The organism is Nocardia sp. NPDC004718 (genome assembly GCF_053601535.1).
This window is the reverse complement of record NZ_JBSGCA010000045.1, coordinates 1-20,290: the sequence shown is the minus strand read 5'-3', so window position 1 is coordinate 20,290 and position 20,290 is coordinate 1. Positions and strand designations below refer to the sequence as shown.

The window sequence follows — 20,290 nt, the reverse complement described above, 5'->3', positions numbered from 1 at the left end:
AGCATGGCGATGCCACCGGCAACTATGGGTCAGGAACTAGCTCCAGCTGCGGCTGCGGGGGCAGGGGGTGGGAGACGAGCTTTTGTGCCGAACGTTTGTTCATGCCGAACATGCGCAGCACATGGAAGGTCATCTCGTCGGTCAGCGCGCCCGCATCGGCCCCGGGTTGGGCGTCCAGGAGTTGCAGCAGGCCCAGCAGTGCGCCGCCCGCGGCCATGACGGCCATGTCCGGGTCCATCGGCTCGAACCGGCCCGCCTCCTGGGCGGCGATGATGTCGCGGCGGGCACGCGGGGCCAGGCCCTCGTCCCGAAGCAGCACCGGCATGCCGGAATTCAGCAGCACCCGCACTATCTCCGGCGCCTGCCGCTGGAGACGGCCGGTCATCCGGAAACTCACCGCGAATACCTCGGCCGGATCGTCGTACAGCTTCACGATCTCGTCGCGCATCTCGCTGTAGACCTGCAACACCGAGCGGACGGCTTCGTCGAACAGCTCTTCCTTGGAGGTGAAGTGGTTGTAGAACGAGCCGAATCCCACGTCGGCGGCGTCGGTGATCTCTTGGATGCTCACCGCCGAACGTCCTTCCGCCAGGAACTTCCGTGCTGCGCCCAGCAGTGCGTTGCGGGTACGTTGCCGGCGGCGGTCGATGCGATTGCGCACCACGGGCTCGGCGGACATGGATCCCTCTTCCGTTGGCGACTGTCATCGTAATCGTATCTGATGACTGCATCAGATACGATTACGGTGGTGACGGTCTCCCGGCAGGTAGATACAGCCGATCACGTAGTCGGCGACCAGGTCCCGCAGGTAGTGCCGCGGCAACCATTCCGGCGCTCCGGCCAGCAGATCGATCGCGGCTCGTACCCCTGACCTCGCTCGATTCGTCCTCTCCGACCAGCACTGCCCGGCCGTCGCCGAACCACTTCAGCGCCCACCAGGTACAACCGCGGTCGTCCCAGTGCGGGCCGTCGTCGTCGATCCGGTATCCCGAACGATGCTGCTGCGGCTCGCGCCAGCGAGAATCCTTACCACAAAGGGGAACTCGCTTACCGCAGCGTCTTCAGTGCCGCCGCGTCGTACGGCTTCAGCTCGTCGATCCGCCCCGCCAGGACCTTGGACGCCCACTCCGGGTCCTGGAGCAGGGCGCGACCGACGGCGACCAAGTCGAATTCTTCGCGCTCCAGGCGATCGAGGAGGTTGTCGAGGCTACCGAGTTCGGCGCCCTCGCCGGTGAAGGCACGGAGGAAGTCGCCGTCGAGGCCGACCGAGCCGACGGTGATGGTGGGCTTGCCGGTGAGCTTCTTGGTCCAGCCTGCCAGGTTCAGGTCAGAGCCGTCGAACTCCGGGAGCCAGTAGCGACGGGTGGAGGCGTGGAAGGCGTCTACGCCGGCTGCGGCGAGCGGAGCCAGGATCGCTTCCAACTCCTGCGGCGTCTCGGCGAGCCGTGCATCGTAGGCCTCCTGCTTCCACTGCGAGTAACGGAAGATCACCGGGAAGCCGGGCGAGACGGCCGCGCGAACAGCGGCCACGATCTCGGCGGCGAACTTTGTACGGGCCACGGTGCCGCCGCCGTAGGCATCGTCACGGCGGTTCGTTCGCGCCCACAGGAACTGGTCGAGGAGATAGCCGTGAGCGCCGTGCAGTTCGACGCCGTCGAAGCCGATGCGCTCGGCGTCCGCCGCGGCCTCGGCGAAGGCGCCGATGACGTCGTCCAGGTCACCCTGGGTCATCGCCTTACCGAGACCCTCGGTGCCGTCGACGCGAATACCGGAGGGGCCGACGGCGGGCGCATCGGGGTAGGGTGCGTCCCCCTGGTTGCGGACCATGCCGATGTGCCACAGCTGCGGCACGATCGTGCCGCCTGCCGCGTGTACGTCCTCGGCGACCTTCGCCCATCCCGCCAACTGCTCTTCACCGTGGAAGCGCGGCACACGGTCACTCTGCCCGGCGGACTCGTGGCCGACGTAGGTGCCCTCGGTGATGATCAGGCCCACGCCGGCGGCGGCACGGCGGGCGTAGTACGACCGCACATCGTCACCGGGCACGCCGCCGGGGGAGAACATGCGCGTCATCGGCGCCATCACGATGCGGTTCGGGACGGTCAGGCCGTTCAGCGCGACGGGCCGGGACAGGATCTCGGCTGTGCGCGAGGCGTCGGACGCGGTGACGATCACTGGGTACTCCTCGTTGGTACGGTTTCGATGGTTGAGAACTTCAAGCAATGGCCACACGCTAAGGGTAAATATTTGAGATAGTCAAGTTTCTGCGGATAGGCTGGTTGCCATGGCAGAAGCTCCCCGCGTCGACACGGCCCAGTTGATGGAGCTGCTCTCGGTGTCGCTCGGCGTCTACTACGGCGACTTCACCGTCGCGGCGGCGAGCGAGAACCTGACGGCGAGCCAGGGCAAGGCGCTGACCGTGCTGCGCCGAGGGCCCGTCGCGATGCGCGCGTTGGCCGAAACCTTGGCCTGCGACGCCTCCAACGTGACCGGGATCATCAACCGGCTGGAGAAGCGTGGCCTCGTGCGACGAGAGGCCAGCGAAGCCGACCGGCGCGTCACCAATCTCGTCATCACACCCGAGGGCGAACAGATAACCGACACGATCCGCGCGAAAATGCGCGCCACCCAGGACGGCCTGAACAGGCTCAGTGACCAGGACCGCGACTGTCTGTACGAACTGCTGGAACGGGTTTTCGTCTCCCGGCTCGTCACCCGAGCGGACTCACCTGCGTCGGTCGCAGGCCGATAAGCGCCGACGACTCCGGTCGCACCGCCCGCGCTGATACTGCTGTCGTCCCCGACATTTCGGCCGCTCGGCCGAACTCCTGGCGATAATTTCAGGACGCTGGATGGCGGACACCAGTAGTCGACTACTCGTTTCCGGGCGTAGCTGATGAATTTCCGGGGAGGGTGCGCGACAGCGTCGCGGCGGCTCGGCTCCCTGGATCGGCCGCCGGGAAATATCAGCTCGAGGCGAGCGCGTCAGCCGGCGGTCGGCGCCCGAGGCGGGATGATCGCCATGGAGACGGACTACCGGCGGTCTCACCACATCGGGGACGTCGCCCGGCTGGTCGGGCGTCTCGTCGTGGCGGAAACGCAGGGTGAATGTATTGTCGAATCCCTCGTCCTACCTGACTCCGGGACGTGTTGTGCCGCTACGGAATTCCAGGAGTCGCCGGGTGCGGGCCGACGCAGCCGAGTATGAAACAACCCGGTGGCCAATTCGCGAACGGCGCGGACATGGGTTTACCCAGGCAGGACAGCGGGTTGCAACCTGGGTAGGCCATCGGGCCGATGCCGAGTGCGGCGAGTGTCGCGTCCGGGTTCGAGATCATCGGATCGGACAGTTGGACATCGGATTGCTGTTCGTAGGGTGCCGCGGCGGGTATGCGAGGTTCCCGGAAGGCAGCGCCGACCGCGCGCAGGACATCGTGCGGGAAGCTCAACGCGCTGCCCGGAACCGTGACACCGGTCCAACTGACCACCAATCCGAGGCTCGGCACCACGAAATTGTCCTGGCGCATCATTCCCGACATCTGCATCGCATCCGGCGGCAGTCCAGGAAAATAGTTGCCACAGTCCGGCCCGTTCACCACGAACAGGAAGCCATAGCATGGGTTCGTCGGTGCGGGCCGCCCTGCCTGCGCGAGATAATCCGTGGAGATTATCTGCTGGCCGCCCCACCGGCCGCGATTGGTGAGCAGTAGTCCGAGCTTGGCGAAGTCGTCCGGTGGCAGCAGTAGATGCGCGTAACCGTAGGTGTTTCCGCTGCGGTCCCGTCCCCAGAAGTAGTCGGTCGGCGGAATTCCCAACGGATCGAAGAGCTTTCGTTGCGCGTACGTCTGAAAGTCCTCGTCGACCGCACGCTGGATGACGTACACGAGCAGATCGACAGCGCGCTGACTGTAGCGCCACTCGGTGCCCTGCTGTTGATCGATCGGCATCGCCAGCGCCTGCGCCACCACATTCGGGTCGATTTGCGCCAACCCGGTGATGCCCTCCGAGGCCACCGCTACCCGCATGCCGCTGGATTCGATGAGCAGATTCCGCACCGTGATCGCGCGATGTCCGGCATCACCGAGTTCGGGTGGCAGATAGGCGCCGATCGGGTCATCGAGCCGCAGCCGCTGCTCGTCGACCGCGATCCCGGCTACCATCGAAACCACACTCTTGGTGCTGCTCCAGAGATTCCACGGCACACCGGCGGCCCGCACGGTGTTCGGTCCGGTCGCGATCAGGCAATTGTTCCGAAAGATCTGCAGCGTCGTGCGGGTCGAATCCGACGCGAGCGCCACCGCCTGGCGCAGCGCGGTCGAATCGAGTCCGACCTCCTCCGGGGTCGCCGTCTCGGGTAACCGTCCACTGCTGACCGCGCAATGCCTCACCCCGTCCGGCTCGGCATGCGCCATTACCGGTGCACCGATTCCGAACATCCACGTTGCCGCCGTAATGGCAGCCACCGCAACACTTCTCATAGCTCGACCCACGCCGGCCTCCACTCTCGACGAACTCCACCTGGCTCATCGCCCCCACCTCACCCCCGGTTACGACCCTGAGCGCCCCTACTTGTAGGGGCCGCCCCGCACCGGCCCGCATCCGCTGGTGGTGCGTCGGTCATTCGGCCGGCACGGTATCCGGCTCGATCACAGTGGAGCGCAGAGCGGCCACTTCGGCGCGTAATGCTTTGATCTCTGCGACGAGTTCGGTGATCTCCCGATCGGTACTCTCCACATTCGCCTCGACGCTCTTCAGCTGATCCATCACCCAGCTGGTGGTGGTGCCGATCGCGAAACTGATCAGGCCGATGCCCAAGGTCATCAGGATCAGCGAGATCAAACGGCCTTCGGTGGTCACCGGATACACATCGCCGTAGCCGACGGTGGTGACCGACACCATCGACCACCACAGCGCGTCACCGAAATTGTGGATCTTGCTGTCGGCCGCCCCGTACTCGGCGTCGAAGAAAGCCAGACTGCACAGCAGCAGAAGCAGTAGCGAACTAGTTCCGACGAATACCGCGAGCCTGGCTCTGGTCGTCGTGTTCCGGTTCAGGGTGCCGATCACGAGCATGGCCGCCCGCAACAGCCGCAGGGGGCGAAGCGGCGGCAACACCACGATCAACAGGTCGACCGGGTGGGTACGCAGGAACCGCAACCGGTTGCCGGACAGCCCCAACCGCACGGCGAAATCCAGCGCGAACGCCGCCCAGATCAGCACGTCGACCCGGGTAAGCCAGGCGTCCAGACGAGGCGATGCCCCGGTATCGAGTACCTGCCAGGCATAGACGCAGAGGAACGCGACGGCCAGCACCATCAAGGGGATGCCGGTCGTCCGCTCCCAGGACTCTCTGCGGGTGCACTCGGAATGTGTTTCGGTCATCGGACTACCTGTGTCGCTGCGCAGCGGTGTCGGCGACACCGCGGGTTCGGCCGCTGAGTCCCGAAAGAGACCGGCCGTTCTCCAGCCGATTCTCACACGGAACCCAGGTCGCCGCGCCTGTCCCGCTCGTCATTCCAGCGACGAGTCGGCCGCCGCCGTCCGCGACGGCCGCTGCTGGCGCGGATGGCGGTGATCGGGTCGCGCATTTTTTTGCGCGGCGCTGAGCTGGGAGTTCGGTGAGCGGCTCAGGACTCCGCCGAGAACAAGTCTGTTTGTTCGGGAATTGTCTCGGCATCCTGGCACGGTGATCCAGGGAAGGGAGATCCGACGATGACAATGCCGTCGCACGCAGCGGTGCCACTGCATCTGGCCGGGAACAACGCGCCGGTCACCGAGGAATGCACCGTGGAACCAGCGGAGGTGATCGGAGAAATACCCGCAGACTTGAACGGAATGTTCGTGCGTAATGGTCCCAACCCGCGGACCGGTTGGTCACCGCACTATTTCGCTGGCGACGGCATGGTCCACGCGGTCGCCTTGACGGAAGGACGCGCGCGCTGGTATCGCAACCGCTACGTGCGCACCCCGCTCTACCGCCACCCGGGCCGATCGCGCTTCGAACTCGGCTTCGACCCGGCGACCGCGACGATGGATTACCGGGTCACCACGGCCAACACCCACGTCGTCAGCCACGCCGGCCGACTGCTGGCGCTCGAGGAAGGCGGCTTCCCCTACCAGCTCACGCCGGAACTGGAGACCGTCGGACCGTTCACCTTCGACGGCGCGCTGCGAACGCCGATGACCGCGCACCCCAAGATCTGTCCGGAATCCGGCGAGTTGCTGTTCTTCGGTTACCGACTGCGGCCGCCGTATCTGACCTACCACCGTGTGTCACCCTCCGGCGAGCTGCTCCGGACCCAGCCGATCGAACTTCCGCAAGCCACGATGATGCACGACTTCGCCGTGACCCGGCACCACGTGGTCTTCATGGACCTGCCGGTCGTGTTCGACCAGGCCACCGCAGCGTGGCGCTGGGACGACGGACATCACGCCCGGTTCGGGGTGATGGCCCGCGCCGGTGGCCCGGTTCGCTGGTTCGACATCGAACCCTGCTATGTATGGCACACCCTCAACGCCTTCGAGGACGACGGCGCCATCACCCTCACCGGCACGCGGGTGGCCGAACTGTGGCGGGCCGGCAGCGACGATATCGGCGGCGGGCTGCCCCGTCTGCACCAGTGGCGCCTGCGGCTTGCCGAGGGCACCGTCACCGAACAGCCGGTGGACGACGCGGTGGCCGAGTATCCGCGCGTCGCCGACAGCACGGTCGGGCTCCACCACCGCTTCGGCTACCTGGTCAGCTTCTCGCTCGAAGCCGAACCGAGCCACTCCCGCATCTACCGCTACGACTTCGCCGACGGCGCCTCACGGCGCACCCACCGACTGCCGGAAGGCCATACCTGTGGTGAGGCCGTGTTCGTCCCGCGCCCCCAGGCGACGGACGAAAACGACGGATACCTGATGAGTTTCGCCCACGACCGTATTCGCGGAAACGGCTACCTTCTGATTCTCGACGCCGCCGACCTCGACAGCCCTCCCATCGCCGAAGTCCACCTGCCCGTCCGAATCCCCACCGGCTTCCACGGCAGTTGGATCCCCTTTTGACTCTGTGCGCCGACCGCCCGCGCGGTCTCCTCCAATCCGTGTGCCGACACAGCGCGGCGGGCAGGTGTGCTTGCAGCGTCGCGGTCACCGCAGGTGCTGGCCGAAGAACGTGAATACCCTCTGCCACGCATCCGCGGCGGCTTTCTCGTTCTCGCCGAACCCGAAGATGCGCGCCACCGCCTGCACGGGAGTGCGGTCGGCGAAGCTGTGCCCCGCGTCGGGGTAGGTCTTGATGTCGTGTGGAATCTTCTTTTGGGTCAACACTTCTTCGAGGCGCGGGCCGCTACCCCGGTTCATCGGATCGCGTCGGCCGAAGCTGGCGACTATGGGGCACGCGCCCTCGACGATTTCGGCGTACTTGCTCTGCAGGGGCGGTGGATAGAACGGCGCTGATGCGCCGAAGCCCTTCGTAGAGGCTACGAGGGCGAACCCGCCGCCCGAGCAGAATCCGGCGATGCCGAGCGCCCCGGTGCAGTCGGACCGTTCTGCCAAGAATTTTCGTGCCGCCGCGATGTCGTCGAAGGTGCGGCCTTCATAGGCCATGAGATCGTTGAACATCGATCGCATACAGCGGATCATCCCGCCGCGGGAGTACAGGTTGGGCACGATCGCCAGGTAGCCGTTGTCGGCGATGCGACGGGCGATCTTCCGGTGCGGGTCGCGAAGCCCGAGGGCGTCGTGGATGACGACCACGCCAGGCCAAGGTCCCTCGCCGGACGGAATTTCGAGCACCGCGTCGATGGTTTCGTCGAGCGTCTGGATGCTGATGTCTGTCACGGCGCTCTGATTTCCTTCGGTGGGTCGGGGCGAGTTCGTCGGGACGTCGAGCGGTCGACATCCACACGGTCGGCTGAATGCGGTGTCGAGTGTGCTGCGCAACTCCGATACTCCCAGTTCAGGAGCACTTTTCTCGTGTCGACACGCCTGTGCTCGACCCAGCAGGTCGAACAGAAGCTACCTCACCGCTCGCACCCTCGAACTCGAATTGCCACCGGCACGATGTTATTGCGATCGCGGGCACTTCCGGCTGTCGAACGTAGGGGTCCGCTGCGGAAGGCAGGGGATGAGGGGGCCATGGCAGTACCGACGCCGCCTCTGGAACCGATACGGCCCGTGAATCCGACGGAACGCGTCGAGCCGCCCATCCCGCGGTCGGGTGGAATTCCGATCCCTAACGCCGCGCTGTCGGTGGCATGGTGCCCGGACAGTCGACGTCTTGCCACCGGAGGCCCGAGACGGCTGGCGAGCGCGGGCGCCGGCGACGCGACCGCTCACGGCGTCAGGACGATGCGACCGAAAACCTCTCCGGCGTCCATCTTCCGATGCGCCAGCGCGGCCTGCTCGAGCGGCAGCATGTCGTGCACTACCGCATCCAGTTCCCCGCGAGCCGCGGCGGCGAACTGCTCGGCGCGGATCGCTCGCTGGGCGGCGTGGTCGATGGTGTCGGCGCTGAAGGTTGCGAAGGAGAGCGACTTCTGGAACGCCGTCATCATCGTCATACCGAAATCGGCCGGTGGATAACCCGCGACGATCCCCACGACCACCATGCGGCCGTTCGGCGCCAGTTTGCCGAGGAACGACGGGACGGCGGCGCCGGCGACGATGTCGATGATGACGTCGTAGTCCGCGCCACCGGTCCCGGCGCGGTCCAACACCTGGGTGGCGCCGAGGGCGCGGAGCCGATCGCCTCGCTCCTGCGAGGAGGTCGTGACCGCGACCGCGGCGGCGCCGGCGCGAGCGGCGAGCTGCACGGCCGAGATTCCGATACTCCCGGCCGCTCCGCGCACCAGCACCGACTCGCCTGGGGCGAAGCGGGCGTGAGCGAGACCGAAGTGCGCAACGACTCCAGAACTGCCCAGGGTGACCGCCGCGGCCGGAGACAGGTGCTCGGGCAGCGCGACGATCTGCTCGGCGGCTGCGACGGCATGTTCGACATATCCGCCGCCGACCCCGGTGAACGCCCACACCCGCCGCCCCACCCATGAGCGGTCGACACCCGCGCCGACCCCGGTCACGACGCCGGCGACCTCACTGCCGGGGATGTGCCCTTCCCGGAAGCCGTAACTGCCGAGGGTGCCGCGCCGGATCACCGCGTCCACTCCACCGACGCCGATCGCCTCCGTGGTGACGAGCACCTGTCCCGCGGCGGGCGACGGGATGCGAATGTCGGCCACTGCCAATCCGTCAGGGCTTCCGAAGGTCCGGATCTCGATGGCTTTCACTGGCTCTCCTCGTCTCCCGTCACTCCCCGGAGCCGACGCTAACGGACGCGGGCGTCCGCTTAGCTAAAGTGAGAGCGGTGGCCGACCGTTTGCCTCACACTCTGCGTTCGGATGCCAGGGACAACCGAGAACGCATTCTCGACGCCGCGCGCGCTCTGTTCGCCGCCGAGGGAATGACCGTGCCGATGCGCGATATCGCCCGCCGTGCCCGGGTCGGGCCCGCGACGCTGTACCGGCATTTTCCGACCAAGGAGATCCTGGCCACCGCCGCGTTCGCCGGTGAGATGCGCGCCTGCCGCGCCCTCGTCGAGCAAGGGCTGTCCGACCCGGATCCCTGGCATGGTTTCTGCTTGTTCATCGAGAACATCTGTGCGCTGCACGCCGACAATCGCGGCTTCACCGAGGCGTTCACCTCGACCTTTCCCGACGCATTCGACTTCGCCGCCGAACGTGCCGCTGCGCTACGGGCGGTCGGGGAACTGGCCCGCCGCGCCGAGAAGACCGGGCAGCTGCGACCCGACTTCGCAGTCGCCGACCTGAGCCTCATGCTCATGGCACACCGAGGAATCCGGGCCGGCTCGCAGACCCGTGTGGCGGCCTCGCGGCGCTTCGCCGCGCTCATGATCCAGGCATTCCGCGCCTCGCCCGAGAACGGTCCGCTGTCGGAAATGCCGCGTGCGCGGTAGGAGTCGCTTTCCGCCGCAACGCGACTCCTCGCATCGCGGGACGGTGGCAGCGCGCTGCCGAGCCGGTCGGTTGACCGCGATCACAATCGCTCTCCCTGGTCGGGTGTTTCCTCGATGATGCGTCGGTGCAGTTCGGTGGTCATGGCGTGGATGGCGCGGGTGAGTTCGGTGTTGGTCTTGAGTTCGAGCTCTTCCTCGGCGAAGTCGTGATCGGCTTTGAGCTGCTGGAATTCGGCCGCCCGGTTCTGTCCGATCATCACGAACGTCGAGAGGAAGATCGCTTCGAGGGATACCACGAGAGTCAGTGTCGGCCAGGGGCTTTCCTCGCAGAGGAGCATCCAGGCGGCGAATCCGGCCGCGTGGAGGTAGACGAACGGCATCGATCCGGCAAAGCGGGTGATCCAGTCGGCGATGCGTAGTTGCCAGTTGTCGCGGCGGCGGGTGTGGAAGTCCACCACGACCGGGTGCTGGGCGGGATTCGGCGGTTGGGACACGGTGGGCTCCCCGGCAGGAGGATGGTGGACGACGACGCCGGAATACTATCGGCCGCCAGTGCTCGACACCGCTGTGCGCACCCATCGAACCGTCGATCGACGTGGATCAGCGAATGGCCGCCTCACGAGACCGCGGCGCGGCACGGTGATTCAGTCGGCCGCGGTCAGCAGCGGCGCGAGTTGGCGTAGCGAGCCGAGATAGTCCGCATCCAATGCTTGCAGCGCAACGTGATCGGCACCAGCCTTCAGATGCTCGACCAGTTGCCCGGTGACCTCGACGGGCGTGCCGTGCACCGTGAGCACATCGATGAGACGGTCACTGCCCGGTTTGGCAACATCGTCCTCGGAGAAGCCGAGACGCCGCAGGTTCGAGACGTAATTGCGCAGGCCGAGATACATGTCCACCCTCTGCCTGCCGACTTCACGCGCCCGCTGCGGATCGTCGTCGAGCACGAGCTTCTGCTCCGCGACCAGTAGTGCGGAGCCGAGGATCCGGCGCGCCCGCGCGGTGTGCTCTGGCGGAGCCAGATACGGCAGCGCGCCGGCGGTGCGCTCACGCGAGAGTTCGAGCACCTTCGGCCCGAGGGCCGCCAGTGCGATCCGCTCCTTCGGCACCCCGGCCTTGTCGAGCTCGTCGAGGTACTCCACCAGCGCGTCGTACGGTTTCTGATACGGCTTGTTGGCCTCCGGGTGCCCCACACCGATACCGAGCAGGAAGCGGCCGGGGAATCGTTGTTCGATCCGGTGGAACGATTCGGCGACCGTGTTCGCCGGTGCCGTCCAGATATTCACGATGCTGGTGGCGACGATCAGCGTCTCCGTCGCCTCGAGCAACGACTCGACCACCGGCAAGTCGGCGGGCGGCGACCCACCGAGCCACAGCGCGCTGTAACCGAGTCCCTCGAGTTCGGCGGCGTCCGCGGGAGCGAATCCCTGGTAGCCGCGCCATACTCCGTACCGTCCGAGACCGTCGATCGCCATAAACGTCCGAACCTTCCTGTTGCCTCCGCTGGTCAGCGACCCGCCGCTGAAGGTATACCGTTTCGCGTCCCGGCCCACGCGGGCGTGGATTCCGGCGGGCGAAGATCTCCTCAGGAAACGATAACGGTGCGGACGACCGGCGCCTACGATCCGGGTGCACTCCGACCACTCGGCCGTGTCCCTGGTCCCGCGCGACAGCTCTGGATCAGTTCCGGATGCCGGCTCGGGGACGATCCGTCCGGCGGCCGGGCTGTCGCACACGCCGAACACCGGTCACGGTTCGTGCTCGCCGGTGGGATCAGTGGGCAGTATCGCGTGTCGCCCGATCCGGCAGGATCCCGGCTTGGACGAGTTCCTCGTAGATTCGCTGCTGCTCATCGTCGAGATTCGAGTACAGCATGGTGTACGCGAGGTCTTCCTCGGCGAGCACCGCGACCGGATCCCAGTCGTCTCCGAGCGCCGCCAAGACGGCGCTGCGCCGTCGTGCCTCGTCCAGCGTGAGGTCGTAAGCAAAATTATGGTCGGCCATTCGGCATCTCCAACCAGGTTCTTTCCGAAACGAATGGACGACGATGCCCAACCGCACCTTCTGGCGCAATGACCTGCATCACGTTCTGTGATATGTCTTCGTCACATTCGATGCCGGTATATGCGCTGGACGGCGGAGTAGACCGAATGATCGGAAGCGTGTTCGGCCGGCAATTGATCCAGGCCCGGAATACCGGTACCGGCGCCGTTGTATCCGGACGCAACGCAAGCGGGCGGGGTCATCCGGCTGCGCCGGGGCCCGGCAGTGTGTCGATGTCCTCGGCGTGCATCGGCTCGCCGCAGTGGGCGCAGCGCAGGTCGACGTCGCTGATCCGGCCGCACGCGTGGTGGCGGTAGAGCACGGGCGGGCCTTCCTGGCCCGAGAGCCATCTGTCACCCCAGCGGGTCATGACCATGAGCAGGTCCACCAGCTCGAGTCCCTTCTTCGTGAGGTGGTACTCGTAGCGTGGCCGCTGGTCACGCCCAGGAGTTGACAAGCATGCTCGACCCCGAAGTGCGCCGCGTGCTCGAAGGCACCTCGATCGCACACCTCGCCAGCATCCTGCCCGACGGTGCACCACACTCCGTCCCCGTCTGGACCGGCACCCACGGCGACCATATCGCGATCATCACCGGCCCCGGTTATCGCAAGACTCGCAACATGCGCCGCGACCCCCGGATCGCACTCTCCCTCACACCGGTCGACAACCCGCTCCGGCCGGTCGTCATCCGCGGCAGGGTCGTCGCATGGCTCGAAGGCGCCGCCGCTTGGGAGATCGTCGACCAAATCTCGACGAAATACACCGGCAACCCCTACCCGCGGCAAGAGCAGCGATTCATCGCGCTCATCGAGCCAACCCGTCAAAGCATCGGTTGAAATCGCCGGGCTTCACCCCAGCCGGATGTCTCGACCGTCCATCGCATCGGGGTAGCCGGTGGTTGCACAGCCGTCAGGGCGCATCCAACACACTTGCCGGAACCCCGTAGGGCAGGAACCGCACCCGACGGCGATCATCGATGTTGTCGCGATGTGCGCGCAAGGCCTCGAGTTCGTTCGGAAAGACCTGCTCGACCTTGGCCTCGCCGATATCGTCGACTCTGTAGATCACCCACACCCCGCTGCCGGTCTCACCGGTGGTCTCGCCCTCGGGTTGCGGTGGACGTGGCTGTTGTGGTTGGACGAACTGACCGAGCAGCGACGCCAGTGAACCGACGGTCGCGTGATCTACGCGATCCAGGTATACGCCTGCTTTCCCGAGCAGGTCGCGGAGCTCGGTGCCCGCCCCACGCAGTGCGCGTTCGAAATCTTCCGGATCGATGCCGAAAGGCCCGTTGGTTGGCATCTCATGTGCTCCTGGGGACGAGTTGGGTGCTACGTCCTCAGTGTCCTCGCCGAACGCCGACTCCGCCACGTCGACCACGTCGAACGGCTGCGGGCCCGAGTCGTGTGCCGTTCGGGCGGCTACAGCGGCATGACAGTTGTCATGCCCGAGAGATGACGGTTGACAGATCCCGCACGGCTCTCGCGTTCGTAGATTCGATTCCTGTCCGGCCCGTTCTTACAGGAGTTGCCCACCATGATCGTCGACGAGACCGTTTCCCCCGCCGCGCAGGCTGCCACTGGGCGTCCGGACCTGCGAAAACTGTTCGCCCCCGTGGCGCGCGACATCCTGGTGCCGATGGCGGCCTACTTCGTGCTGCACGCGCTCGGCTACTCCGACTTCATGGCGCTGCTGGCCGGTGCGCTGGCCTCTGCGGCGACCGTGCTCGTCGAGGTGGCGCGGAATCGCCGGATCGACCTGTTCGCCGGAATGGTGCTGGGCGGCTTCGTGATCGGACTGATCGGGTCGCTGCTCAGTGGCGACGCCCGCACGCTCATGGTGCAACAATCTGGGGTGACCGCCGGTATCGGCGTCATAATCCTGGTCGGCCTGTTCTTCGGCAAGCCGCTGACCTACTACGCCGCCCGCCGCGTCATGGCGACCGGCGACCTGGCCGCCGTCGAGCACACCTACCGCACCGATGCGCTCGCCCGCCGGACCCACGTCCGCATCTCGGCATTGTGGGGCGTGGGACTGGTCGTCGAGGCCGCGACCCGGATCGTGTTGGTCTACCGGCTGTCGGTGCCCACCATGGCGTGGTTGTCCACGGTGCTGCTCACCGCCACGTTGACGGTGCTGGTGGTCGTCACCGTCCGGATGGTCAAGCGGATGCGCAAAGCGCTCAGGGGGTGACCGGCGCGGGTCGGTGCGGCACCTTCGGCTGGTACGGATCCTTCGTGTCGTTACCGTCGTGTGCGGCGAACCTTCGATCGTGCGACCAGTTCGGTGGTCACCGCGACCGCGGATGCTTGGGCCAGCAGCAGGCCGGTGAGAACCAGCATCTGTACCGCGGCGGCCTGAAGGGCTGAGCCGCTGGCGAGCAGCACACCGATGAACGCGCCGGGCAGAGTGACCAATCCGACTGTGCGGGTCTGGTCGACGCCCGGTAGCAGCGCATCACCGGCGCTCGGGCGGACGACCTCGAGTCGTGCTTCGCGTTCGGTGAAGCCCAGACTCATCGCCGCCTCCACTTCACCCCACCGTTGTTCGACCGTGTCGAGGGCTCGACGGGCGGCGAGCGATGTCGCGGTCATCGTCCCGCCCAGCACGATTCCGCCGATCGGGACCAACGCCACACCGGTGAGTGGGACTACGCCGCTGATCAGCATCAGCGGCACCACCACCCCGATGCCCGCCCCGAGTGCGACGGTGAGCCACATTCCCGACCAGCCGGCCGAGGACCGCTGCGCGGCGGTCGCCACCGCGGCGGCGAACATGACGGCCAGCACGAGCACCGCGGACCAGAGATGTGCCAGTGCCGCGGCCAGTACCAGCGCGACGACGCCGAGTTGTGCGGCGCCGCGGATCGCGGCGCGCGGAGCCACGGGAGTCGGTCCCAATCGCGCCACCCGATACCAGGCGGCAGTCAGAGCCACCATCACCACGCACAGCACCGCCAGTTCGACGCCGGGCTCTACGGTCGCGCGCACCCGCGCCCCTTTCGTCTTCGCTCACCACACCGGATTCGTTGCCTACACTGTTGCGATTGTGCCGCCGACCGGCCTGGACGACACGAGGAGGTGATGGCCGCGCGGCAATTGGTGCATGGTGCTGCCGGTGGCGGCGAGGGGCTGTGCTGTCATCGTTGTCGGGCTTCAGTCGATCTTGGCCATCACATGCTTGACGCGGGTGTAGTCTTCCAGCCCGTACATCGACAGATCCTTGCCGTGTCCGGATGACTTGAACCCGCCGTGCGGCATCTCGGCGATCAGCGCGGTGTGGGTGTTGATCCACACGGAGCCGAAGTCCAGCGCGGCCGACACGCGGAGCGCCCTCGACACATCCTTGGTCCACACCGAGGAGGCCAGCCCGTATTCGACGCCGTTGGCCCACCGGATCGCCTCGTCTTCGTCGGTGAACGACTGCACGGTGATCACCGGGCCGAAGATCTCGTTCTGGCTCATCCGGTCATCCTGCAACAGCCCCCCGACGACCGTCGGCTCGACGTAATACCCGTGGTCGCCCTGCCGGTGCCCACCGGCCACGACCGAAGCGTGATCGGGCACCTCGTCGAGGAAGCCGAGTACCCGCTGTAGTTGGTCGGCATTGTTGACCGGTGGTACCCAGGCATCCTCGTCATCGGCGGCTTTGCCGAAAGTGGTTGTCGCGCCGCGGGCCTGCTCGGCCAGCGCGGCGGTCAGATCGTCGGCCACAGACCCGTGACCGAGCACACGGGTGGCCGCCGTGCAATCCTGCCCGGCGTTGAAATAGCCAGCGGCCGCGATACCTTGGGCCGCAGCAGCGATATCGGCGTCGGGGAACACGATGACCGGCGCTTTGCCGCCCAACTCCAAATGCGTGCGCTTCAGGTGGCCCCCGGCCGACGCCGCGACCGCACGGCCCGCGGCCACCGAACCGGTGATCGATACCATCTTCGGAGTCGGATGCGCGACCACCGCCGCACCGGTCGCCCGGTCACCGGTTACCACGTTGAGCACACCTGGCGGCAGGTGTGCAGAGGCCAATTCGGCCAGCATCACCGTCGTCACCGGAGTGGTTTCGCTCGGCTTGATCACCACGGTATTGCCTGCCGCTATCGCGGGAACGAACTTCCAGATGGCCATCATCATCGGGTAATTCCACGGCGTCACCTGTCCGATGACGCCGATCGGCTCGCGGCGGATCCAGGATGTATGGCCCGCCAGGTACTCGCAGGCCGACTTGCCCTCGAGTACCCGTGCCGCTCCCGCGAAGAATCGGGTCTGGTCCAGCATCGGGGGGATCTCCGCGGCCGAGGTGATGTGGTTCGGCTTGCCGGTGTCGCGGCCCTCGGCCTCGACAAGCGCGTCGGCGGCATTCTCCAACTCGTCGGCGAAATCCAACAGCGCCTTCTGGCGGTGCGACGGCGTCGTCCGCTTCCAGTCGCGGAACGCTCTGGCGGCCGCTGCGTACGCGTTGTCGATGTCCTGTTCGTCCGACACCGGGGCGGTACCGTACCGATCGCCGGTAGCGGGGTCGACCAGTGCCATCGTCGCACCACCGACCGAGTCGACGAGCTTGCCGTCGATGAAGTTCTGGACCACTGTCATGATGGCTCCTCGATTGCTCTGTTCTGTCGACACTTCGTCGGCGTGGGACGGTCGGTCGACTCGGCATCCGGTCGCATCGTCGGGCTATAATTTGTCGTCGATATTTGATTTATCGACATCGAACGAATCGATTTTACTCCTCTCGCGACTGCCGAGGACCATGCCGCAGGAGCCCTGCTCATCCGCGCCGAAAAGCGTTACTTCGTCAGAGTGCGAAGAATTTCGTCTCGCGGAGAATATTGTCGTCCAGACGTCGGAATTCTATATGAGTTGGTGGAATGCGGCGGCGATACTGTGGCAGAAGCAGATTCGTCGACGCGAATTGCCCAGGTGGCCCGGCGGGAAGGGGATGGACATCGGGGCGGGAGCGCCCCGATGACGCAACGAGTTATCCGTTGTATTCGCTGACGACGTCGATGACCCACACCACACCGAAACGGTCCCGCAGCATCCCGTAGGCGGGCGCCCAGCTCGCCGGGCCCATCGGAATCACCACGGTCGCGCCCGCGGTGAGTTTCTCCCAGTAGACCGACACCTCCTCGACGGTCTCTCCGCGCACGGAGACGAAGAACCCGTTCTCTCCAGGGTGGTAGTCCATCGACGAGGGCACGTCGTAGGCCATGACGTGGAACCCGTTGGCGGCCTGGACCTGGCCCCACATGATCTGGTCGGCCTCGGACTCGTCACGGACGGCTCCGGCGTCTTCGTAGGTGACGACGGCGAGGTGGCCGCCGAAAACGGACTGGTAGAACGCCAGCGCGGCGCGGGCGTCACCGCGGAAGTTCAGGTGGGTGGTGGTTGTGAGGGACATGGTTGCTCCTGATTCGGCTCGATGGCTGACGTGAGCAACCCTCGCAAGGGTAGTGGCCAGGTTGTGTCCTCTACTTCGGGCAGGATGACAAACATGCCGAAAACTTCCGCGCGACTGCTGGCACTGCTGTCCCTGCTTCAGGCGCGCCGGGACTGGCCGGGAATGCTGCTGGCCCAGCGGCTGGAAGTCAGCCCGCGCACGGTGCGTCGTGACGTGGACCGGCTGCGCGAACTCGGCTATCCGATCGTCACCAGCAAAGGCCCGGACGGGGGATACCGGCTCGGCGCGGGTACGCGACTGCCGCCGCTGCTGTTCGACGACGAGCAGGCCGTCGCCCTGGCCGTCGCACTGCAGATCGCCACCACCGCCGGCGCCGGTATCGAAGAATCCGCAGCGCGAGCGCTGAACTCCATCCGTCAGGTCATGCCCGCGCGGCTACGCCACCGCATGGACACTCTTCGGATCACCGCTGTCGCACCGCCCGCCGACCGGTCCGCACGCGAGGTCGGCACAGAGGTTCTCACGGCGATCGGCGCCGCCATCAAGGCCCGCGAAGTGCTGCGTTTCGACTACACCGGCGCGTCCGCACCGCAGGCCGCCGCGCACCCGCCGCGTCGAGTGCAGCCCCACCATCTCGTCACGTGGGGAGGGCGCTGGTACCTCGTGGCGTGGGACCTCGACCGTGACGACTGGCGGACGTTCCGAGCCGACCGGATCACCCCGCGCATCCCCACCGGCCCCCGCTTCGTTCCGCGCGAACTCCCTGCGGAAGATGTGGCCACCTTCGTGAGCAGCAGGTTTCGCGGTTCGGACGCGAACGGCGGATGGCCCTGCCGCGGCGCGGTCATCCTGCACCTGCCCGCCACCGAGGTCGCCCCGTTCCTCCACGACGGAGTGGTCGAGGCGCTCGGTCCCGACCGCTGCCGAATCGTCCTGGGCTCGTGGTCATGGCCCGCGCTCGCAAGCTCTCTCGGCGGGTTCGACGCTGACATCGAGGTCATCGGCCCGCGCGAACTCACCGCCGCTTTCGCCCACCTGGCCCGCCGCTACACCGCTGCAGCGAACAGCGGACACAAGCGGTAGATGTGAGGGTGAGTCGTTGTCCGGCGGCGCCCCCGAATCAGCACGCAACCGCGTCGGGCCCGAACTGATGGCCGGGATCGAGCACACCGAGCAGCCGTCTACCTGACGAGCGGGCGCGATATACGAGAGGGTGTCGCCTTCGGCTGAACAATCACGCAGGTGGTCGGCAACCCGTAACTTTGCGGCATTCGATACCACGGGCGCGGGCAGACCCTGGCGCACGCGGAACACCGGATAGGCCGAGCTACGTTGACCACCGGCTTATTGCAGACGAATGTGGGCACGATAAGAGACTTCGATTGGCCGGCGTCAAGACGAAATCGTACATGGTGAGGCGTCTTCCGCATTCGCAGACGCTTTTTTGGAGGTGGTACTCGTCGCCGGCGAGTATGCCCTCTCTCAGATCGAGGGACACGCTCCATCCGTGCGATGTCGACGTAATCTGATTTGGTCGACTTCGTTTCGTCTCTCCCAATTGTTCGAATTTCTCGCGGGACAGCGAAACGACTCGATCGTAGTCAGCCATTACCGTCCACCGCGGCTCGCGGTGAGCAGTAGGGGGCTCCGTCTCGTTCGGAGGATCCAGGCGGCTGTGATCGCGCCCGTACCGACGTGATTCTTCGGTCGATGGGCGGGGTAGCCCAAAGGCACGGGATCTTCTGATGCGAGGCTCGTGGGAATGCCGTGGCCTCGGGATCTAGCGGATGGTGAGGACGACGGATCATGACCGGTTTGAGCGAAGGTGTCTATCGGATCGTCAATGTCGGCGCCGGTTGTGTGCTGGCGCTCGATAGCGCTGATCAGGTGACGGTGGTGGCGGAGGCAGGTGTCGAGGACGGCTGGCAGCATTGGCTGTTGTCCAGAGCGCCGGAATTCGGCGAAGGAATTTGGTACATCGGCAGCGGACGCACCGGCACCAGGCTCGGACTCGGCGACGGCGTGGTGAGCGGGGGAGCCCACCTCGAGTGCAGTGGGACGCCGATGGGGTGGCAGATCACCGCCGAGGAAGCCCACCCCGACTGCTACCGCATCGCTGTCTGGGCCGCCTGCGAGTTCGTCCTCGACCTGCCCGGTCACGACGGTGACATCGGCACTGAGGAGATCGGGCTCGCCCGATCCGCGCCGATCAGCCGCACCCAGCAGTGGCAATTCCAGCACACCTGATCAGCCGCCGGACGGCGGACAGTGCGATCGAACCGGGCGCTGTTCAAAACTCAATCATGTGGAACCCCGGTCGGAATGGTCGCGCGCAGTAGCCGGTGCGCCTCGGGTGTGCCGTCGAGGGCTCGGGTGGTACGGCGGACGATCTGCCAGCCGTGCGGCGTGCGGCTCAGTTCGAAGCGGTTCGCTCCGGCACGCCAAACCCGAAAGACGCCGTCCTGATGGCGGACCAGCAGGGATTCGCACACGGCGACGGCACTGTCGCCGTCGATGACGACGTGCGCGGGGCCGAGGAAGTGCGAGCACCCGGCGGCGATCAGGGACCGGTGGGCATCGGAGCTGACCATCGCGTGCACGTCGGCGCGAGAGCGCATATGCCATCCTTCGACGTCGTATTCGCCGTCCTCGGTCCACAAGGCGGCCACCGCGTCGGCGGCGCCGGTGTCCGCGAAGGGGCCGTAGGAGGCGATCAACCGGGTCACCTCGAGCTCGTCCTCCAGGCGGAGCACTCGTTGTTCCAGCCGTGTCAGTCTCGCGTCGTCCATGGTCGATATCCCTAAGTTTGTAGGTGTCTGGGGTTGGTGCCCTGGATGCCCAGGGCGGTGGGGTGTAGCTGATGGTTGTTTGCCTCTATCGAGGCTTGAAAG

The 20,290-nt window shown here is 66.3% G+C and carries 22 protein-coding genes; 7 read left to right on the top strand and 15 right to left on the bottom strand.

Features of this window, described 5'->3' with window-relative positions:
* Positions 1-22 precede the first annotated feature (22 nt).
* Both ACWEH3_RS27745 and ACWEH3_RS27740 read right to left on the bottom strand, forming a co-directional pair.
* Positions 23-679, bottom strand: coding sequence for a TetR/AcrR family transcriptional regulator (locus tag ACWEH3_RS27745; RefSeq protein WP_450021767.1), 657 nt, complete (start codon positions 677-679; stop codon positions 23-25).
* A 368-nt stretch (positions 680-1,047) separates the two neighbouring features.
* Positions 1,048-2,175 carry an NADH:flavin oxidoreductase gene (locus ACWEH3_RS27740; protein ID WP_450021765.1) on the bottom strand — a complete coding sequence of 376 codons (1,128 nt, stop codon included), beginning with the start codon at positions 2,173-2,175 and terminating at the stop codon, positions 1,048-1,050.
* 109 nt (positions 2,176-2,284) lie between these two features.
* Here ACWEH3_RS27740 and ACWEH3_RS27735 point away from each other — a divergent pair, with 109 nt between their 5' ends.
* Entirely contained in the window at positions 2,285-2,752 is a 468-nt protein-coding gene (locus ACWEH3_RS27735) for a MarR family winged helix-turn-helix transcriptional regulator (protein ID WP_355074309.1), read from the top strand.
* A gap of 406 nt (positions 2,753-3,158) precedes the next feature.
* Here the strand turns inward: ACWEH3_RS27735 and ACWEH3_RS27730 are convergent, their stop codons facing one another.
* Positions 3,159-4,412 carry a serine hydrolase domain-containing protein gene (locus tag ACWEH3_RS27730; protein ID WP_450021763.1) on the bottom strand — a complete coding sequence of 418 codons (1,254 nt, stop codon included), beginning with the start codon at positions 4,410-4,412 and terminating at the stop codon, positions 3,159-3,161.
* 205 nt (positions 4,413-4,617) lie between these two features.
* Positions 4,618-5,382 (bottom strand): potassium channel family protein, encoded by a 765-nt coding sequence (locus tag ACWEH3_RS27725; protein WP_450021761.1) that lies wholly within the window; start codon positions 5,380-5,382, stop codon positions 4,618-4,620.
* Positions 5,383-5,712: 330 nt separating this feature from the next.
* Between ACWEH3_RS27725 and ACWEH3_RS27720 the strand changes: the two genes are divergently transcribed.
* Positions 5,713-7,047, top strand: a complete 1,335-nt coding sequence (locus tag ACWEH3_RS27720) for a carotenoid oxygenase family protein (RefSeq protein ID WP_450021759.1) — start codon at positions 5,713-5,715, stop codon at positions 7,045-7,047.
* A gap of 84 nt (positions 7,048-7,131) precedes the next feature.
* On the opposite strand, the gene ACWEH3_RS27715 is transcribed toward ACWEH3_RS27720, so the two are convergent.
* Both ACWEH3_RS27715 and ACWEH3_RS27710 read right to left on the bottom strand, forming a co-directional pair.
* Positions 7,132-7,824 carry a dienelactone hydrolase family protein gene (locus tag ACWEH3_RS27715; protein ID WP_450021757.1) on the bottom strand — a complete coding sequence of 231 codons (693 nt, stop codon included), beginning with the start codon at positions 7,822-7,824 and terminating at the stop codon, positions 7,132-7,134.
* A gap of 494 nt (positions 7,825-8,318) precedes the next feature.
* Positions 8,319-9,269 carry a zinc-binding dehydrogenase gene (locus tag ACWEH3_RS27710; protein ID WP_450021755.1) on the bottom strand — a complete coding sequence of 317 codons (951 nt, stop codon included), beginning with the start codon at positions 9,267-9,269 and terminating at the stop codon, positions 8,319-8,321.
* A 77-nt stretch (positions 9,270-9,346) separates the two neighbouring features.
* Between ACWEH3_RS27710 and ACWEH3_RS27705 the strand changes: the two genes are divergently transcribed.
* Positions 9,347-9,955, top strand: coding sequence for a TetR/AcrR family transcriptional regulator (locus ACWEH3_RS27705; protein ID WP_450021753.1), 609 nt, complete (start codon positions 9,347-9,349; stop codon positions 9,953-9,955).
* Positions 9,956-10,035: 80 nt separating this feature from the next.
* Here ACWEH3_RS27705 and ACWEH3_RS27700 read toward each other — a convergent pair whose 3' ends face one another.
* The 4 genes from ACWEH3_RS27700 to ACWEH3_RS27685 form a co-directional block, all read right to left on the bottom strand.
* Positions 10,036-10,449: a DUF1003 domain-containing protein gene (locus ACWEH3_RS27700; protein WP_450021751.1), complete on the bottom strand. Its 414-nt coding sequence runs from the start codon at positions 10,447-10,449 to the stop codon at positions 10,036-10,038.
* Positions 10,450-10,599: 150 nt separating this feature from the next.
* Positions 10,600-11,430, bottom strand: a complete 831-nt coding sequence (locus tag ACWEH3_RS27695; RefSeq protein ID WP_450021749.1) for an LLM class F420-dependent oxidoreductase — start codon at positions 11,428-11,430, stop codon at positions 10,600-10,602.
* A 298-nt stretch (positions 11,431-11,728) separates the two neighbouring features.
* Entirely contained in the window at positions 11,729-11,959 is a 231-nt protein-coding gene (locus tag ACWEH3_RS27690) for a DUF6400 family protein (RefSeq protein WP_450021747.1), read from the bottom strand.
* Positions 11,960-12,197: 238 nt separating this feature from the next.
* Positions 12,198-12,455: a winged helix-turn-helix transcriptional regulator gene (locus tag ACWEH3_RS27685; protein ID WP_450021745.1), complete on the bottom strand. Its 258-nt coding sequence runs from the start codon at positions 12,453-12,455 to the stop codon at positions 12,198-12,200.
* A gap of 2 nt (positions 12,456-12,457) precedes the next feature.
* On the opposite strand from ACWEH3_RS27685, the gene ACWEH3_RS27680 reads away from it, so the two are divergent.
* Positions 12,458-12,835, top strand: coding sequence for a PPOX class F420-dependent oxidoreductase (locus tag ACWEH3_RS27680; RefSeq protein WP_450021743.1), 378 nt, complete (start codon positions 12,458-12,460; stop codon positions 12,833-12,835).
* A gap of 73 nt (positions 12,836-12,908) precedes the next feature.
* On the opposite strand, the gene ACWEH3_RS27675 is transcribed toward ACWEH3_RS27680, so the two are convergent.
* A complete protein-coding gene (locus ACWEH3_RS27675) occupies positions 12,909-13,301 on the bottom strand; it encodes a hypothetical protein (RefSeq protein WP_450021741.1) in 393 nt (130 codons plus the stop codon).
* Positions 13,302-13,535: 234 nt separating this feature from the next.
* Between ACWEH3_RS27675 and ACWEH3_RS27670 the strand changes: the two genes are divergently transcribed.
* Complete coding sequence (locus tag ACWEH3_RS27670; RefSeq protein ID WP_450021739.1) at positions 13,536-14,192, top strand: VC0807 family protein; 657 nt, start codon at positions 13,536-13,538, stop codon at positions 14,190-14,192.
* 50 nt (positions 14,193-14,242) lie between these two features.
* On the opposite strand, the gene ACWEH3_RS27665 is transcribed toward ACWEH3_RS27670, so the two are convergent.
* The 3 genes from ACWEH3_RS27665 to ACWEH3_RS27655 form a co-directional block, all read right to left on the bottom strand.
* Complete coding sequence (locus tag ACWEH3_RS27665; protein WP_450021737.1) at positions 14,243-14,989, bottom strand: ABC transporter permease; 747 nt, start codon at positions 14,987-14,989, stop codon at positions 14,243-14,245.
* Positions 14,990-15,154: 165 nt separating this feature from the next.
* Positions 15,155-16,588: an aminobutyraldehyde dehydrogenase gene (locus ACWEH3_RS27660; protein ID WP_450021735.1), complete on the bottom strand. Its 1,434-nt coding sequence runs from the start codon at positions 16,586-16,588 to the stop codon at positions 15,155-15,157.
* A 388-nt stretch (positions 16,589-16,976) separates the two neighbouring features.
* Entirely contained in the window at positions 16,977-17,399 is a 423-nt protein-coding gene (locus tag ACWEH3_RS27655; RefSeq protein WP_450021733.1) for a VOC family protein, read from the bottom strand.
* 93 nt (positions 17,400-17,492) lie between these two features.
* On the opposite strand from ACWEH3_RS27655, the gene ACWEH3_RS27650 reads away from it, so the two are divergent.
* Together ACWEH3_RS27650 and ACWEH3_RS27645 are read left to right on the top strand one after the other, a co-directional pair.
* On the top strand, positions 17,493-18,482 hold the full coding sequence (locus tag ACWEH3_RS27650) for a helix-turn-helix transcriptional regulator (protein ID WP_450021731.1): 990 nt from the start codon (positions 17,493-17,495) through the stop codon (positions 18,480-18,482).
* Between the two features lie 723 nt (positions 18,483-19,205).
* A complete protein-coding gene (locus ACWEH3_RS27645; RefSeq protein WP_450021729.1) occupies positions 19,206-19,646 on the top strand; it encodes an RICIN domain-containing protein in 441 nt (146 codons plus the stop codon).
* 50 nt (positions 19,647-19,696) lie between these two features.
* Here ACWEH3_RS27645 and ACWEH3_RS27640 read toward each other — a convergent pair whose 3' ends face one another.
* Positions 19,697-20,188: a nuclear transport factor 2 family protein gene (locus tag ACWEH3_RS27640; protein ID WP_450021727.1), complete on the bottom strand. Its 492-nt coding sequence runs from the start codon at positions 20,186-20,188 to the stop codon at positions 19,697-19,699.
* Positions 20,189-20,290: the final 102 nt, after the last annotated feature.

What these genes read in the sequence shown, in the direction of transcription:
- ACWEH3_RS27690 (WP_450021747.1), bottom strand. Translation starts at nt 11,959, where the DNA reads ATGGCCGACCATAATTTTGCTTACGACCTCACGCTGGACGAGGCACGA.
- ACWEH3_RS27660 (WP_450021735.1), bottom strand. Translation starts at nt 16,588, where the DNA reads ATGACAGTGGTCCAGAACTTCATCGACGGCAAGCTCGTCGACTCGGTC.
- ACWEH3_RS27655 (WP_450021733.1), bottom strand. Translation starts at nt 17,399, where the DNA reads ATGTCCCTCACAACCACCACCCACCTGAACTTCCGCGGTGACGCCCGC.
- ACWEH3_RS27670 (WP_450021739.1), top strand. Translation starts at nt 13,536, where the DNA reads ATGATCGTCGACGAGACCGTTTCCCCCGCCGCGCAGGCTGCCACTGGG.
- ACWEH3_RS27640 (WP_450021727.1), bottom strand. Translation starts at nt 20,188, where the DNA reads ATGGACGACGCGAGACTGACACGGCTGGAACAACGAGTGCTCCGCCTG.
- ACWEH3_RS27735 (WP_355074309.1), top strand. Translation starts at nt 2,285, where the DNA reads ATGGCAGAAGCTCCCCGCGTCGACACGGCCCAGTTGATGGAGCTGCTC.
- ACWEH3_RS27725 (WP_450021761.1), bottom strand. Translation starts at nt 5,382, where the DNA reads ATGACCGAAACACATTCCGAGTGCACCCGCAGAGAGTCCTGGGAGCGG.
- ACWEH3_RS27650 (WP_450021731.1), top strand. Translation starts at nt 17,493, where the DNA reads ATGCCGAAAACTTCCGCGCGACTGCTGGCACTGCTGTCCCTGCTTCAG.
- ACWEH3_RS27645 (WP_450021729.1), top strand. Translation starts at nt 19,206, where the DNA reads ATGACCGGTTTGAGCGAAGGTGTCTATCGGATCGTCAATGTCGGCGCC.
- ACWEH3_RS27720 (WP_450021759.1), top strand. Translation starts at nt 5,713, where the DNA reads ATGACAATGCCGTCGCACGCAGCGGTGCCACTGCATCTGGCCGGGAAC.
- ACWEH3_RS27745 (WP_450021767.1), bottom strand. Translation starts at nt 679, where the DNA reads ATGTCCGCCGAGCCCGTGGTGCGCAATCGCATCGACCGCCGCCGGCAA.
- ACWEH3_RS27695 (WP_450021749.1), bottom strand. Translation starts at nt 11,430, where the DNA reads ATGGCGATCGACGGTCTCGGACGGTACGGAGTATGGCGCGGCTACCAG.
- ACWEH3_RS27675 (WP_450021741.1), bottom strand. Translation starts at nt 13,301, where the DNA reads ATGCCAACCAACGGGCCTTTCGGCATCGATCCGGAAGATTTCGAACGC.
- ACWEH3_RS27680 (WP_450021743.1), top strand. Translation starts at nt 12,458, where the DNA reads ATGCTCGACCCCGAAGTGCGCCGCGTGCTCGAAGGCACCTCGATCGCA.
- ACWEH3_RS27730 (WP_450021763.1), bottom strand. Translation starts at nt 4,412, where the DNA reads ATGGCGCATGCCGAGCCGGACGGGGTGAGGCATTGCGCGGTCAGCAGT.